Source organism: Campylobacter sp. TTU_617, assembly GCF_016599045.1.
Classification (GTDB): Bacteria; Campylobacterota; Campylobacteria; order Campylobacterales; family Campylobacteraceae; genus Campylobacter_D.
In genome coordinates this window covers 1-14874 of sequence record NZ_JAENKV010000004.1, presented here as the reverse complement: position 1 = coordinate 14874, position 14874 = coordinate 1, and the positions used below count along the sequence as shown (strand labels likewise).

At 26.6% G+C, this 14874-nt stretch carries 15 protein-coding genes; 7 read left to right on the top strand and 8 right to left on the bottom strand.

Going from position 1 to position 14874, the window contains the following annotated elements; all coding sequences use genetic code 11:
• Window positions 1–2: 2 nt before the first annotated feature.
• The 8 genes from smpB to GQV94_RS02860 are packed head-to-tail and all read right to left on the bottom strand — an operon-like array spanning window position 3 to window position 7405.
• The gene (smpB, locus tag GQV94_RS02895; protein WP_200169461.1) at window positions 3–461 is read right to left on the bottom strand and encodes an SsrA-binding protein SmpB; all 459 of its coding nucleotides are present in this window, start codon (window positions 459–461) and stop codon (window positions 3–5) included.
• Window positions 458–1222: a 4-(cytidine 5'-diphospho)-2-C-methyl-D-erythritol kinase gene (locus GQV94_RS02890; RefSeq protein ID WP_200169460.1), complete on the bottom strand. Its 765-nt coding sequence runs from the start codon at window positions 1220–1222 to the stop codon at window positions 458–460. The genes smpB and GQV94_RS02890 overlap by 4 nt, the downstream gene beginning before the upstream one ends.
• Window positions 1219–1446, bottom strand: a complete 228-nt coding sequence (gene csrA, locus GQV94_RS02885; protein WP_200169459.1) for a carbon storage regulator CsrA — start codon at window positions 1444–1446, stop codon at window positions 1219–1221. Before csrA ends, GQV94_RS02890 begins: the two co-directional genes overlap by 4 nt.
• The gene (truB, locus tag GQV94_RS02880; RefSeq protein WP_200169458.1) at window positions 1440–2258 is read right to left on the bottom strand and encodes a tRNA pseudouridine(55) synthase TruB; all 819 of its coding nucleotides are present in this window, start codon (window positions 2256–2258) and stop codon (window positions 1440–1442) included. The genes csrA and truB overlap by 7 nt, the downstream gene beginning before the upstream one ends.
• Complete coding sequence (locus GQV94_RS02875; protein WP_200169457.1) at window positions 2255–4345, bottom strand: ATP-dependent helicase; 2091 nt, start codon at window positions 4343–4345, stop codon at window positions 2255–2257. The genes truB and GQV94_RS02875 overlap by 4 nt, the downstream gene beginning before the upstream one ends.
• A complete protein-coding gene (locus GQV94_RS02870; protein ID WP_200169456.1) occupies window positions 4342–4779 on the bottom strand; it encodes a hypothetical protein in 438 nt (145 codons plus the stop codon). The genes GQV94_RS02875 and GQV94_RS02870 overlap by 4 nt, the downstream gene beginning before the upstream one ends.
• A 21-nt stretch (window positions 4780–4800) precedes the next feature.
• Entirely contained in the window at window positions 4801–6516 is a 1716-nt protein-coding gene (locus tag GQV94_RS02865; protein WP_200169455.1) for a M3 family oligoendopeptidase, read from the bottom strand.
• A gap of 10 nt (window positions 6517–6526) precedes the next feature.
• Complete coding sequence (locus GQV94_RS02860) at window positions 6527–7405, bottom strand: aspartate carbamoyltransferase catalytic subunit (protein ID WP_200169454.1); 879 nt, start codon at window positions 7403–7405, stop codon at window positions 6527–6529.
• A 131-nt stretch (window positions 7406–7536) separates the two neighbouring features.
• On the opposite strand from GQV94_RS02860, the gene metK reads away from it, so the two are divergent.
• The 7 genes from metK to GQV94_RS02825 all read left to right on the top strand — a co-directional run bounded on the left by metK (window position 7537) and on the right by GQV94_RS02825 (window position 14386).
• The gene (gene metK / locus GQV94_RS02855) at window positions 7537–8733 is read left to right on the top strand and encodes a methionine adenosyltransferase (protein WP_200169453.1); all 1197 of its coding nucleotides are present in this window, start codon (window positions 7537–7539) and stop codon (window positions 8731–8733) included.
• Between the two features lie 143 nt (window positions 8734–8876).
• Window positions 8877–9644 carry a class I SAM-dependent methyltransferase gene (locus GQV94_RS02850; protein ID WP_200169452.1) on the top strand — a complete coding sequence of 256 codons (768 nt, stop codon included), beginning with the start codon at window positions 8877–8879 and terminating at the stop codon, window positions 9642–9644.
• Between the two features lie 54 nt (window positions 9645–9698).
• Window positions 9699–10472, top strand: coding sequence for a class I SAM-dependent methyltransferase (locus GQV94_RS02845; protein WP_200169451.1), 774 nt, complete (start codon window positions 9699–9701; stop codon window positions 10470–10472).
• 8 nt (window positions 10473–10480) lie between these two features.
• Window positions 10481–12811, top strand: a complete 2331-nt coding sequence (locus tag GQV94_RS02840; protein WP_200169450.1) for a PEP-utilizing enzyme — start codon at window positions 10481–10483, stop codon at window positions 12809–12811.
• A complete protein-coding gene (locus tag GQV94_RS02835; protein ID WP_200169449.1) occupies window positions 12802–13416 on the top strand; it encodes a gamma-glutamyl-CDP-amidate hydrolase in 615 nt (204 codons plus the stop codon). Before GQV94_RS02840 ends, GQV94_RS02835 begins: the two co-directional genes overlap by 10 nt.
• Window positions 13413–14174 carry a phosphocholine cytidylyltransferase family protein gene (locus GQV94_RS02830; protein ID WP_200169448.1) on the top strand — a complete coding sequence of 254 codons (762 nt, stop codon included), beginning with the start codon at window positions 13413–13415 and terminating at the stop codon, window positions 14172–14174. The genes GQV94_RS02835 and GQV94_RS02830 overlap by 4 nt, the downstream gene beginning before the upstream one ends.
• Complete coding sequence (locus GQV94_RS02825; RefSeq protein WP_200169447.1) at window positions 14171–14386, top strand: hypothetical protein; 216 nt, start codon at window positions 14171–14173, stop codon at window positions 14384–14386. Before GQV94_RS02830 ends, GQV94_RS02825 begins: the two co-directional genes overlap by 4 nt.
• The last annotated feature ends 488 nt before the right edge of the window (window positions 14387–14874 follow it).

The window sequence follows — 14874 nt, the reverse complement described above, 5'->3', positions numbered from 1 at the left end:
CTTTATCCTTTATAATTTTTTATAGCCATTTTTGCCTCTAAATCAGCTTGTTTTTTCTTTAAAGTTTCACGTTTATCATGTAAATTTTTTCCTTTAGCTAATGCTAAGGTTGCCTTAACTTTATTTTTAATATTAAAGTATAGATCCAAAATCACTAAAGTATAACCTTCTACACTTACCTTTCCTAAAAGTTTGTCTATTTGTCTTCTGTGCATTAGAAGTTTTCTTGGCACCCTTTCTTCATGTTTGTAATGAGAATGTGTTGTATTAAGATGAGAAATATGGGCATTAAGCAAATAAAGCTCCCCTTTAATAATGCGAACAAAAGAATCTTTTAGATTTGTCCTAGCTTGTCTTAATGCTACAACTTCACTCCCTTTTAAAACAATTCCAGCTTCAAAGGTTTCTAAAATAGTATAATCAAATAAAGCTTTTTTATTTCTTGCAATATTTTTTTTCATTTTTTAACCTTAAAAACACTACTTCCACTACCGCTTAAGAAAAAATTATTAGTTAAATATTCTTTCATTTTAGGATATAAAATTACACAAGGAGTAAATAAATCATTAAGCTTGAAATTATTAAATCTTTCTAAAAGCTCTTTAGTATTTAATTTTTCATAGTTTTTAGCTTCTTCAAAATTTTTTGAAAAATCAAAAGAAGTTTTATCAAATTGTTTATAAACCTCTTTTGTATGGCAGCGAATTTCTGGGAAAGCAAATTCTAAATTTGGAATATCATCATAAATTTCTTCGATAATTTCTCCACAACCGCTAACATTAGCACTTTTATAACCACTTAAGAAAAAAGCTACATCGCTACCTAATTGCAAACTTAAATTTACAAGTTTTTCTTTAGAAATTTTTAAATTTAATTCTTCATTCATCATCAGTAAAAAACTTGCCGCATCTGAGCTTCCTCCGCCAAGACCTGCACAAGTTGGGATATTTTTGATGAGCTTAAGACTTTTGTTTTTAAAAAATTCTTCTAATTCAGATTTATATCCATAATTGCAAAGCAAATGATAAGCTTTTTCGATGATATTATTTTCACATATAAAATCACTAATGAGCTCAAATCCTTCTTGTGTTTTTTGATTTATGATTAAAAGTTCATCAAAAAGTTCCTCTATTAAAATAAAGCGAGATTTTAATAAATGATAAGATCTTTTATCTAAGCCAATAAGTTTTAAAAAAATATTTGCTTTAGCATAAGCTTTCATTTTTTTAGTTTCTTGCTAAGATCATCAAGTTTGATTTCTTTTTGGACAACTGAATGTAAGTTCTCATCTTTAATTTGTGTAATGAGTTCTTTTCTAAGTATCATTAAGGATTTTGGTGCTTCTATGCCTATTTTTGCATAACCTTTTCCAGTTTGAACAATTTTAATTTCTATATCTTCACCAATTTTTATACTTTCATTTTCTTTTCGTGATAATATTAACATTTTGCAACCTTATTTAAAATATAATTTACTTTATTATTTTCAATGTTAATAATTGAAAAAAAATTTTTTTCTTCAAGATAGTAAGTACCATTTTCTTGATATGTTAATTCTTTGATATCAATTTTTATTCCATTTTCTAATTTATCGCTATCTTTAAGGAAATTTTTTTTTAAATTTAAATATTGTAGCACATTTAAACTTTTTTCATTGTTATAAAAAAACTCACCTTCTTTAATACGTTCAAGAGCGCTTAATGTTGCATTTATTCCTATTTTTTTAGCAAAAATTTCACAATAAGATCTAATATAAGCTCCTTCGCTCACTGAAAGTTCTATAGTTAAAAAAGGATGATTATAATGTAAAATTTTACATTCATAAATATACATTTTACAAGGTTTAAGTTCTACATTTTGTCCTTTTTTTGCAAATTCATAAGCTCTTTTACCTTGAATTCTTTTTGCACTAAATTGAGGAGGAATAAATTCAATTTCTCCTAAAAGTTCATTTTTAATTTTCTCTAAAAAATCAAGATTGTAAGAATCGATTATTTTTACTTGTGTGATATTTTTATCATCTAAGCTTAAAGACTTAACCCCAAGCCAAAGAGTAGCCCTATAAATTTTTGGAGTTTTTTTTAGAAAGCGAAAAAGTTTGCTAAATTGATTAAAAGCTATAATTAAAACCCCTTTAGCAAAGGGATCAAGCGTTCCTGAATAACCTGCTTTTTTTACTTTATATTTTTTTTTAATAGAATTTAAAAAAGCATTTGAACTCATTCCGCTTGGTTTGTAGCCGACAAAAAGTTTATTCATACTATTTTTTCCACAAAAGAAGATAAGATATTACGGGTAATACCACCAAAATTAATACTGAGTTTTTCTTCATTTTTACTTTTTTGAACCTCAATAATTCTTCCTATCCCAAAAATTTTATGTTTAATTAAATCCCCTTTTTTAAATCCTATTTCTTTTTCTTGTAAAATATGTCCTTGTGAAATGCTTTCTTTTTTTAAATTTTTAAGATTTAAGCAGCTTTCTTCAAGAAATTGACTTTTTTTAAATGGCATTCTTATGCCTTTATGAAATCTTGAATGTGCAAAACTAAGATAAAGATATTTTTTAGCTCTTGTAATAGCAACGTATGCTAAGCGTCTTTCTTCTTCAATATCGCTTGTATCATTTAATAATGGAAATATACCTTGTTCTAATCCCATAATAAAAATATGATCAAATTCAAGTCCTTTGCTTGAGTGGATACTCATTATATTAATGCTTTTTTCACTAAGATCATCTTGATCACTTAAAAGTGCAATTTCATTTAAGATATCATCTAAATTTTCGTAATATCCTTCTTTAATTTTATCTTTAAGACTTGCATAAAACTCATCAATATTAGAAATTTTATCTTCAGAATCTGCTTGATTTTGATAAAAATCTTTGAGTTTTATTTTTTCTTCTAGTTGATTAATAAGTTCTTTTAAATTGCTACATTCTCGTAAAGCTTTTATGTGTTCTAAAAAAAGATGAATTTCTTTTTGTGTTTTTTTAGGAAAAAATTCGCTTTGATCAAGATTATTAAGAGCTTCAAATAATGAGATTTTTTCTTTTTGTGTATAATCTTCTAATTTTTTTAAACTTGTAGAACCAAAATTTCTTCTTGGTCTATTTATGATACGTTTCAAAGAATAATCATCATTAAGATTGATTAGAAGTCTAAGATAAGAAATAATATCTTTAATTTCAGCTCTTTCATAGAATTTAATTCCACTTAAAAGTTTAAAAGGAATTTTTTCTTTATTAAGTGCCTCTTCTAAGGCGCGCGAAAGAGCATTAATGCGAAATAAAACAGCAATCTCGCTGGCATCAACTCCTTGTTGGAGTAATGTTTTTATATGTTTTGCTATTTTAAGACTTTCTTCTTTTTCATCTTGCGCTTCATCGATCTTAATTTGTTCTCCTTGATCTTTAGTGCAAATAAGTTCTTTACCTAATCTTTTATCATTGTTTTTTATAAGTTTATTGGCAGCATTTAAGATATTTCCTACTGATCTATAATTTTGTTCAAGTTTTACAAGTTTTACATTTTTAAATTCGCTTTGAAAATTTAAAATATTTTCGATTTTTGCACCACGCCATCCATAAATACTTTGATCATCATCGCCTACAACACAAATATTTTCATGTATTAAACAAAGATTTTTTAGAATTTTATATTGTAAAGCATTGGTATCTTGATATTCATCTACTGTGATATAGTGATAAAGTGTGCTTTGTTCTTTGGCAAAATTTTGATCACTTTCTAAGATTATATTACTTAACATTAATAAATCATCAAAATCAACAAAATTATTTTTTAAAAGATAGTTTTGATAATTTTTATAACAAAGAGCTAATTTCTCAAATTTTTTAAATTTTTCCTCTTCATTTTTGTAAAGATTTAAATCATTAAAAACCATTTCTACATTTTTAGAATGATTTTTTAAATATGAAATATAATTAGAAAGATTTGAAGCATTTAAATCTTCATCTATAAGTTCTTTGATAATCTTTTTTTTATCTTCGGTATCAATAATGATAAAATTATTTTTACGCCCCAATTTTTCTATGTGCATTCTTAAAAATAAAAGACCGAATTTATGAAAAGTGCATAATAAAGGATTTTGATTCTTGGAATTTTTCATCAAATTTAAAGCCCTAGTTTTCATAACATTAGCTGCTTTATTGGTGAAAGTCAAAGTTAAAGTATTTTGCGCAGGAATGCCAACTTCATCAATTAAATAAGCAAGTCTTGTTGTAATAGTTTTTGTTTTTCCACTTCCTGCTCCTGCTAAAATAAGCATAGGTCCATCTATATGTTTAATAGCCTCTTTTTGGCTTTGGTTTAAATCTTTAAAAATCATTTTTTAAAGATATCTTTATTTTTAGGATTATTTAAAAATAAATCTATTGATTTTTTGGCAAGATTTTCATCTTTTCTTTTATAGAAACTAAAATTGATAAATATAGCATTATTTTCAATTTGGATTTGAGTGATAGCTCCTAAATCAACTTTAACAAAAGTAGCAAAATCATCTGCTCCAAATCCTGCATGAAAATGAATGTATTCTTTATCTAATTTGATAGAAGTAAAGGTATATCCTGCTAAAGCAAAAAGTGTATAAGGATTTTCGCTTAGATCTAAATGTTTAGGAAGTTCGGGATTAAACTGAATATATTTTGTATTGCAAACTATAGAAAATTCTATATTTTTTTCAATTAAAGTTTGGATAATTTCATAGCAGTGTTGTTGCATTAATTTTATAAAATCATTATCTTGCAAAAGCTTTTCTATCATAATTTTTCCTTAAATAAAAGACTATTTAAAATTAATAAAATCATTAATTAATTTTTCAATTTCTTTAATGCCTATTTCCCAGAAATTTTTACTTTCTATATCAAAACCAAATGAAGCTATGAGATCTTTAGGGCTAATACTACCTCCTGAACTTAACATCTTAAGATACAATTCTTTAAAATTAGAACATTTATTGCTTTTATAAAGTCCATAAAGAGCTAAGACTAAAAGTTGTGCATAAGCATAAGCATAACAATAAAATGGCGAATGTATAAAATGAGGGATATAAGACCACCAGCAAGCATAGTTTTTAGTTAAAATAACGCTATCTCCAAACATTTTTTGAGATTCTTCAAGCCAAATTCTATCAATTTTATCTTTGCTTAATTCATTTTTTTCTTTATAAATACGTCTTTCAAAACAAGTAAAATTAATTTGTCTATAAAAAGTGGCAAAAATATCTTCAATTTTAGCTGCATAAAGGGCTAATAATTCTTCTTTATTAAGTCTGTCTTTAATATAATCAAAAACAAGCATTTCAGCAAAAACAGAAGCCATTTCAGAAGTAGTTAAAGGAGTATTTTGGTTTAAAAAACTTACTTTATAAGAAAGTTTTTGGTGTATAGTGTGTCCTAATTCGTGTGCAAGGGTAAAAAGATCACGTCTTTGGTTAGTATAATTTAATAAAATAAAAGGATGAGAATCAGGTGTTGCTGGATGAGAAAATGCTCCACTTTGTTTTTTATTTTTTGGATATACATCAAGCCAACCTTTATCAAAGGCTTCTTGTGCTATATCTTTAAATTCTTTAGAAAAAGTTCCAAAAGCATTTAAAACTATTTTTTTAGCTTCCTTAAAGTCAAAATGGGCTTCTTTGCCAATAGGTGCATATCTGTCATAATCTTTTAATTTATTAAAACCTAAAATTTGTTTTTTTCTTTTATAAAATTTAGAAACAAGATGAAAATTTTTTTGAGCACTTAAAATTAAAGTATCAACGCTTTTTTGTGAAATTTGATTACTTATATGTCTTGGAAGTTCGTAATTTTCATAACCTCTTAAATTACAAATTATTTGTCTTTGGGTTTTTACCATATTGAAAATAAAGGTTAAAAGTAGAGAATTTTTTTCTAAACTTTTAGTGAATTTTTTAGCTGCTTTTTTACGTATTTTTCTATCGTGATGATAAAGTTTGCTTAAAATCTCTTCTTCGCTTAATTTTTTTCCTTCAAAAGGAATTTTTAAAGCACTCATACTTTCATCAAAAAGTCTTGCAAAAGCATTTGCTCCAGTATTTGAAAGCTGTAATAAAATTCTTTCTTCTTTTTTTGATAGATTATATTGTTTGTTTTTAATTAAATTATCAAGATAAAAGCTATAGTCTTTGCAAAAATTAATAAATTCTTGTGATTTTTCTTGCTTTAAATCGCAAAATTCTAGTTCAAAAAAAAGTATATTCTCTTCAATTTTTTTGCATTCTTCTTCATATTTTGCATAAAAAGAACCTTTTGTTGTATCTTTTGCAAAAGTTAAATAAGCAAAAGTGAGAATTTTTTGTAATACTAGATTGAGATTTTCATATTCTTTTAAAGAAACTAAAAATTCTTTAGGATTTAATTTATAAAGATTATTTTCATATTTTAGCTTAAATTCAGATGATTTTTTTAAATAATTTTGCATAAATTCATCAAGTTTATTTTCGTTTGTAAATAATGAACTTAAATCCCATTCTAGCATTTATTTCTCCTTAATTTTCTAAGATAAATTTTTTTAAAACAGCCATACGAATAGCAACTCCATGTTCAACTTGTTTTAAAATTAAACTTCTTGGATCATTCATCACTTCATCGCTGATATCAATATTTCTATTAACAGGACCAGGATGTAATAAAATTACTTTTTTATCATCAATCAAATTTGAATTAATGCAAAAATTATTAGCATAATCTTTTAGTGAAGCATAAACTATTTTTTCGTGTCTTTCAACTTGTGTTCTTAAGCTCATAATAATATCAGCTTTTTCTATAGCTTTTTTTGCATCATAAGTATATTCTAAATTAGAATTTGGCATAAAATGAGGCGGTGCAACTAGAGTGATTTTAATTCCAAAGCGTGTTAAAAGATCAATATTTGAATTTGCAACACGAGAGCTTTTAATATCTCCTATAATAGCAATTTTTTTCCCTTGCACTGCACCTTCAAAATGTTCATAAATTGTAAATAAATCAAGCAAAGCTTGTGTTGGATGTGCATGTTTTCCATCTCCTGCGTTAATCAAAGGACAATGAATATAGCGTGATAAAATTTCAGGCGCTCCTGAATGTGAGTGTCTAATTATTATTGCATTAGGATTCATAGCATCTAAATTAGCTGCTGTATCATAAAGTGTTTCTCCTTTACTAGAACTACTTCTTGCAACATCTAAACGCAATACTCTAGCACCTAATCTTCTTGCGGCACTTTCAAAACTTGAAAGTGTTCTTGTGGAATTTTCAAAAAATATAGTTGTAATACTTTTGCCCTCTAATAGCGTTCTTGGTTTTTTGTCTAGAAAATCCTTTGCATCTTTAAAAATATCTAAAACTTCCTGATTGCTTAAATTTTTTGTACTAATAAGATGCCTCATTTTTTTCCTTTTTGTATTAGTATAAAAATTAATTTCATTCTAACAAAACTAAACTTAATCTTACAAATATTTTAACTATAAATTTATTTAATAAGACTATAATAAAGCTTTATTTTTTAGAAAGGACTTTTATGTATCTATTCACTTCAGAAGTCGTAAGCCCTGGTCATCCTGACAAGTGTGCTGATATAATCGCTGATACAATAGTGGATATACTCTTGAAAAATGACAAAAATTCAAGGGTGGCGAGTGAGGTTTTTGTCGCAGGAAATAAAGTTGTAATTGGAGGAGAGGTTAAATCAAATTACAAACTTAATAAACAAGATTATGACAATTTAGTAAAAGATGTTTTAAGAAATATAGGTTATGATGGAGCAGGACATTTTAGCAAAGAGCAATGTTTGCATCCTGATGAAATCGAGGTTATGGTATTTTTAAATGAGCAAAGTCCAGATATTAACCAAGGTGTTGATCAAGAAGATGGTGAAACTGGTGCAGGAGATCAAGGTATTATGTTTGGTTTTGCAAGTTGTGAAGCTGATGAGTATATGCCAGCTGCAATTTCTTATGCGAGAATGCTTTGTGATAAAGTTTATGCTTATGCTAAAGATCACCCACATGAACTTGGAGTAGATATTAAAACTCAAGTAACTATTGATTATGGAACAAAAGAGAATTTTGAAAATTGCAAGCCACAAAGTATTCATACTATAGTAGTTTCTGCGCCTTGTATTGAAAGTATGAAAATAGAAGATTTAAGAGCTTTGATAATGAAGCTTATTTTAGACACAAATTTACCAAAAGAACTCTTTAATCTTGAAAAAACAAGAATTTTGATAAATCCAACAGGAAAATATGTTAATCATAGTTCTTTACATGATAGTGGTTTAACCGGAAGAAAACTTATCGTTGATAGTTTTGGCGGGTATTCACCTATTGGGGGTGGTGCACAATCTTCTAAAGATTATACTAAAGTCGATAGAAGTGGTCTTTATGCAGCAAGATGGCTTGCTAAAAATATAGTTGCAGCAAAACTTGCTAAGAAATGCATAGTTCAACTTAGTTATGCTATAGGTGTTGCTAAGCCAATTTCAGTAAGTGTTGATTGCATGGGGACAAATACCAAGATAAATGATGAGGTTTTAAGTGATTTTATAATGAAAAATTTTGCTTTAACTCCAAATTGGATAAGAGATAAATTTCATCTTGATAGACCAAGCAAAGAAACTTTTTTATATGCTGATGTAGCTGCACGTGGGCAAGTAGGTCAAAAAGATTATCCTTGGGAACAACTTGATGCTCTAGAGCAATTTAAATCTTTGCTTTAGCTTTTAAGTATTTAAAGCAAAAGTGTGATTATATATTTATATAATTTTATACCCTAAATTTGCCTTCTTGTTTAATTTAAATTTAATAGGGGCGGGGTATAATTAATTTTTTATTTATACTTTAAAATTTATAAGGAATTTCAATGAAGCAAGGTGATTTTACAAAAGTTGCAAAACATTATCATAATAGACCTGCATATAGTTCTATGTTGATTGAAAAATTAATTCGTTGTATTAATGATAAAAATAAACAAAATCTAAATGTCGTTGAAGTTGGAGCTGGAACAGGAAAATTAACTAAGATTTTAGCCAATGAGTTTAATTTAAATATTACAGCAGTTGAACCTAATGATAATATGAGAAAAGAGGGGATAAAATATACTCAAGATTGTTCAAATATTACTTGGAAAAAAGGCAGTGGAGAAGAAACTAATATAGAAGGTGGTATAGCTGATTGGGTTATTATGGCAAGTTCTTTCCATTGGACTGATCCTAAAAAATCACTCCCTGAATTTAATCGTATATTGACAGGGGGGGGGTATTTCACTGCAATTTGGAATCCACGCCATATAGTAAAAGGTTCTGTTTTTGATGAAATTGAAACGGAAATTAAGAATATTGTTCCAGAGCTTAATCGTGTGAGCAGTGGGACGCAAAATGTTAAAAAGTGGGAAGAAATTCTTGTCTCAACAGGAGATTTCACAGATTGCTTTTTTATGGAGTGTGATTACAAAGAGTTTTGGGATAAAGAACGTTATCTTGGAGCTTGGCATTCTGTAAATGATATACAAGCACAAGCAGGTGAAAAAAGATGGAAAGAAATTTTAGATATGATAGAAGCTAAAATTTCACATATGCAAAGTATAGAAATTCCTTATAAAATAAGAGCTTGGACAGCTAGAAAAGCATAAAATAATTTCCCTTTTTTCATCAAAGCTTGTTTAAGAATGAAAAAAGGAAATAAAATGCAAAAATTAGTAGAGCAAGTATGGGATTATACAAAACATGCAAAATTTTATAGTTATAGACCAAATTATGCACCAAAAACTATAGATATGTTAATTACATTAGCAAAATCAAAAGATATTAATAAAAATTTAAAAGTTGCTGATATTGGTGCTGGAACTGGAAATTTGAGTATTATGTTACTTGAGAGATCTTGTGAAGTTGTTTCAGTAGAGCCAAATGATGCTATGAGAGAAATTGGCATAGAGAGAACTAAAGGGCAAAATATAAAATGGGTTAGAGCAACAGGAGTTGATTCTACTTTAGAAAATAATCAATTTGATTGGGTAACTTTTGGAAGTAGTTTTAATGTGATGGATAGAAATGAAGCTTTAGAAGAAAGTTATCGTTTGTTAAAAAAAGATGCTTATTTTTCTTGTATGTGGAATCACAGAGATTTAAATGATCCTATCCAAAAAATTGCTGAAGATACTATTCTAGAATTTGTTCCAAATTATACAAGAGGAACTAGAAGAGAAGATCAAAGACCTATTATTGAAAGTAGAAAGGATCTTTTTGATAATATAGTTTATATAGAAGAAGATTTTTATTTTCATCAAAGTATAGAAAATTATATTAATGCTTGGAAAAGCGTTAAAAATCCTTATTGGGATTTAGAAACAAAAGAGGGAGCAGAGCTTTTTGAAAAAATTAGTTTAAAAATGAGTGAAAGACTTCCAAAAGAATTTGATATTAAATACACTACAAGATGTTGGAGTGCTAAGAAAAAATAAGGATCATAATGAAGCTAGAATTTCAAACTAAGGCAAAAAATTTACTTATTTTACAAGATAAATTAAAAAGTGCAAAGGTTTTGCCTCTTGTTATCACTTCTTTAAACGAGCTTGAGTATAAAGTTAGTGAAGTTTTAGAGAAAATTAAGACTTTGGATTCTAAAAAACTTATTGTTCGTAGTTCTTCAAAAAGTGAAGATAGTACAATGAATTCTAATGCAGGGGCATTTTTATCCCTTGCAAATATTTCAAATGATAAAGAAGATCTTTTAAAAGCTTTAAAAGAAGTTGGAAATTCTATGCCTTCAAAAAATGATGAAATTCTTATTCAACCTATGTTAGAAGATATTAAAATTTGTGGCGTAGCTTTTAGTGTAGATAAAGATAATTTTGCTCCTTATTATTGTCTTTCTTATGATAAAAGTGGTTCAAATAGTTCAATTACAGATGGTTCAAGTAATAATGCTTGTGTTTATTTTCATTATAGAAATTATTTAGAATTTGAAGATGAAAATAATCAAGAAATTATTACTATGATAAAGGAATTAGAGAAATTATTTTCTTGTAATTTTTTAGATATTGAATTTGCTTTTGCAACTTATAAAGGTAAAAGCGAACTTTTTTGTTTGCAAGTAAGACCTTTGGTAATGCAAAATAAAATAAATCTTTTTAAAGCTTTACCAAAAGAATCTTTAGAAAGGTTTTATAAACGATTTATTTCTTTACAAGAAAAACGTCCAAGAGTTCTAGGAGATAAAGCACTTTTTGGTGTAATGCCTGATTGGAATCCGGCTGAAATTATAGGTTTAAAACCAAAAAGATTGGCTTTAAGTCTGTATAAAGAAATAATTACTGATAATATTTGGGCATATCAAAGAAATAATTATGGTTATCGAGATTTAAGATCTCATCCTTTGATACATTCTTTTTTAGGAATTCCTTATGTTGATGTAAGACTTTCTTTTAATTCTTTTATTCCTAAAAAATTAGATGAAAAAATTGCAAAGAAATTAATTAATTTCTATCTTGATAAGCTTGATCAAAATCACGAATTACATGATAAAGTTGAATTTGATATAGTATTTTCTTGTTATGATTTTAATACTCCTAATAAACTTAAAACTCTTTTGAATGAAGGATTCAATGAAAACGAGATTAAAAGACTTGAATTTTCTTTACTTGAACTTACAAATGAGATTATAGATTCTAAAAAAGGACTTTATTTAAAAGATATTGAAAAATCAAAAAAATTAAAACAAAGCTATGAAGATATTATTAATTCTGATTTTTCTTTGATTGATAAAATTTATTGGCTTTTAGAAGAATGCAAGCGTTATGGAACTTTACCTTTTGCTGGAGTTGCAAGAGCTGGGTTTGTAGCAATGCAAATGTTAAATTCTTTAGTTGAGATTAATTTTTTTACCAAAGAAGAAAAAATGCTTTTTTTAAACTCTTTAGAAACCATAAGTAAAACTTTAAGTTTTAAAATAAATTCTTTAAATGAAGAAAATAAGCAAGAGTTTTTGGAAATTTTTGGACATTTAAGAGCTGGAACTTATAATATTTTATCTCCAAGATATGATGAAAATTTTAAAGCTTATTTTGATATAAAAAATTATAAGCAAGAAGAAAATTTAAAATCAGATTTCATTCTTAGTATTGATAAAAAAGAGAAATTACAAAATCTTTTAAAAGAGCATGGATTTAGCATAAATACAGATGAGTTTTTTTCTTTTTTAAAAAATGCTATTGAAGGAAGAGAACTTGTAAAATTTGATTTTACAAAATTACTTTCTAAAAGCATTTCCATGATTGAAGAGCTTGGAAAATATTATAAAATAGATAAAGAAGATATGGCACATCTTGATATAAAAAGTATTTTAAATCTTTATTCAAGTCTTTATTCTCAAAATCCTAGAGAGCAGTTTTTAGAAGAAATTAAACGTCATAAAAAAGAGTATGAATTAACCTTGGCTTTGAAACTTCCTTCACTTTTAAATAAAGCTAGTCAAATTTTTGCTTTTTCTTCAAGCTCTGTTATCCCAAATTTTATTACTCAAAAGCGTATCAATGCTAAAACAGCAAAAGAAAATGAAACTGATTTAGAGGGTAAAATCGTTCTTATTTATGCAGCAGATCCTGGATATGATTATTTATTTACTAAAAATATCGCTGGTTTTATTACTTGTTATGGAGGAGCTAATTCTCATATGGCTATAAGAGCTTCAGAACTTGCAATACCAGCTGTTATAGGTGTTGGAGAGGTTGATTTTGCAAAATATTTAAAAGCAAAGAAACTTATCATAGATTGTGAAAGTGAGCAAATCATTTGTTTATAGGTATTACACAAAGATTAATAGAAGAAGAAAAATATAAAGAATTAAGAGAAGCCTTAGCGCTTGAATGGGGAGATTTATTTTCAAATTCTGCTCTTTTTAAAGATTTTATTCCTCTTGCTTTAAGTTATGAAATAGATTTTAAACGCTATGCTCCTTACTTAAAAGCTGTTATTTTAAGCGGAGGCAATGATTTAAGTATATTTAAAGAAAGTTTTTTGTCTAAAAAAAGAGATATTTATGAAGAAAAAATTATTAAATATTGTTTAAAAACAAATACCCCACTTTTAGGAATTTGTCGTGGGGCGCAAATGATAGCTTATTTTTTTAATTCTTCATTGCAAATGCTTTCTAATCACGTAGGAAATCACAAAGTGATTTTAAATGATGAAAATTCTTTTATAAGCAATTCCTTTCATAATTATGCTATTGTAAATTTAGGCAAGGATTTAGAAATTTTAGCTATAGCAGAAGATCAAAGTATAGAAGCTTTTAAGCATAAGGATAAAAATATTTTTGGTTTAATGTGGCATATAGAAAGAAAAAATGGACTCAATAATACAAAAATTTTGAAACAATGGCTTAATACAATAAAGGAAAACAAATGAAAGCAATTATTTTAGCAGCAGGATTTGGATCAAGACTTATGCCTCTAACAAAAAATAATCCTAAATGTATGGTGAAATATCAAAACGAAGAATTAATCTCTTATGAAATTAAAGCTTTAAAAGAAGCTGGAATTTCTGATATAGCAGTAGTTGGAGGATACTTATCTAATATTTTAAAAGAATTTATCGAGGATAAATTTAATCTTTATAATTTTTATGAAAATAAAAATTACGCTCATACAAATATGGTTCAAACTCTTTTTTGTGCAAGAGAATTTTTGCAAAAATGCATAGAACAAAAAGAAGATTTAATTGTCTCTTATGCAGATATAATCTATTTTAAAGATAGTATAGAAAAACTTATGCAAGCTAAAGATGATTTGGCTATAGTGATAGATAAAGAATGGAGAAAGCTTTGGCAAAAAAGATTTAAAAATCCTTTAGATGATGCTGAAACTTTAAAACTTGATAATAAAGGATTTATTAAAGAATTAGGAAAAAAGGCTAAAAGTTATGATGAAATAGAAGGACAATACATAGGACTTTTTAAAATTAGTGCTAATTTTTTACCTTCTGTTTTAAACTTTTACGATAATCTTGATAAAAATATTTTTTATGATGGAAAAGATTTTAACAATATGTATATGACAAGTTTTCTGCAAGCTTTAATTGATACATTTAATAATGCTAAAGCAATAGAAATTTATGGAAATTGGTGTGAAATAGATTTTAAAAGTGATTTGGAGATAGTTTTATGAAGCTACTATCGCAAAGTAAATCTTTTAAACTTTTAAAAGAAAAAGGTTTAAAAGCTTGGTTAGAATATAGATATTTTAAAATTTTAAGAACTTATGAAAAACATATAGTTTTAAAATATACAAAATGCTTTAAGCCCTTGCCTAAAAATTATAAATTTATACTTTGCTCTTATAGTGTTTCAGCTCATTGGGCTTTAGGAAATTTTTTGTAATTTTGTAATTTGAAAAAAATGTTGCTTTTGAAGATAGTCTTACTCGTTGTTATACCGCAAAACATGAACTTAAAAAGATTAAAAATTCACAAAGTTATTTGGATTTAATTTTTTGGAATAAAGAAAATAAATATATTTCAAATATAGTAAGCATTTTTAATTCTACTAAAATTCTCATTTTAACAAGAGATCCTATTTCAAGATTTAAAACTTTTATCAATCACGGACTTTGTGAAAAAAAGATTTTTTATCATTTAGATGATAACTTTGATACTATATATTATATTGGAAAAAATGGTTATGAAATACCAATACTAAACCAGATTGTAAGGGTTTATCTTATTGGATGCAACCAATTAAAAAAGTTACAACAAATTTCAACTACTATTCCAACATAAAAGCATTTTTAGAAAGTAAAAAAGAATTTAAAATCTTTTATATAGATTGTAAAGAATTAGATAGTAAAATAGCTTTTGATACTATGAATA

What these genes read in the sequence shown, in the direction of transcription:
- smpB (WP_200169461.1), bottom strand. Translation starts at nt 461, where the DNA reads ATGAAAAAAAATATTGCAAGAAATAAAAAAGCTTTATTTGATTATACT.
- GQV94_RS02890 (WP_200169460.1), bottom strand. Translation starts at nt 1,222, where the DNA reads ATGAAAGCTTATGCTAAAGCAAATATTTTTTTAAAACTTATTGGCTTA.
- csrA (WP_200169459.1), bottom strand. Translation starts at nt 1,446, where the DNA reads ATGTTAATATTATCACGAAAAGAAAATGAAAGTATAAAAATTGGTGAA.
- truB (WP_200169458.1), bottom strand. Translation starts at nt 2,258, where the DNA reads ATGAATAAACTTTTTGTCGGCTACAAACCAAGCGGAATGAGTTCAAAT.
- GQV94_RS02875 (WP_200169457.1), bottom strand. Translation starts at nt 4,345, where the DNA reads ATGATTTTTAAAGATTTAAACCAAAGCCAAAAAGAGGCTATTAAACAT.
- GQV94_RS02870 (WP_200169456.1), bottom strand. Translation starts at nt 4,779, where the DNA reads ATGATAGAAAAGCTTTTGCAAGATAATGATTTTATAAAATTAATGCAA.
- GQV94_RS02865 (WP_200169455.1), bottom strand. Translation starts at nt 6,516, where the DNA reads ATGCTAGAATGGGATTTAAGTTCATTATTTACAAACGAAAATAAACTT.
- GQV94_RS02860 (WP_200169454.1), bottom strand. Translation starts at nt 7,405, where the DNA reads ATGAGGCATCTTATTAGTACAAAAAATTTAAGCAATCAGGAAGTTTTA.
- metK (WP_200169453.1), top strand. Translation starts at nt 7,537, where the DNA reads ATGTATCTATTCACTTCAGAAGTCGTAAGCCCTGGTCATCCTGACAAG.
- GQV94_RS02850 (WP_200169452.1), top strand. Translation starts at nt 8,877, where the DNA reads ATGAAGCAAGGTGATTTTACAAAAGTTGCAAAACATTATCATAATAGA.
- GQV94_RS02845 (WP_200169451.1), top strand. Translation starts at nt 9,699, where the DNA reads ATGCAAAAATTAGTAGAGCAAGTATGGGATTATACAAAACATGCAAAA.
- GQV94_RS02840 (WP_200169450.1), top strand. Translation starts at nt 10,481, where the DNA reads ATGAAGCTAGAATTTCAAACTAAGGCAAAAAATTTACTTATTTTACAA.
- GQV94_RS02830 (WP_200169448.1), top strand. Translation starts at nt 13,413, where the DNA reads ATGAAAGCAATTATTTTAGCAGCAGGATTTGGATCAAGACTTATGCCT.
- GQV94_RS02825 (WP_200169447.1), top strand. Translation starts at nt 14,171, where the DNA reads ATGAAGCTACTATCGCAAAGTAAATCTTTTAAACTTTTAAAAGAAAAA.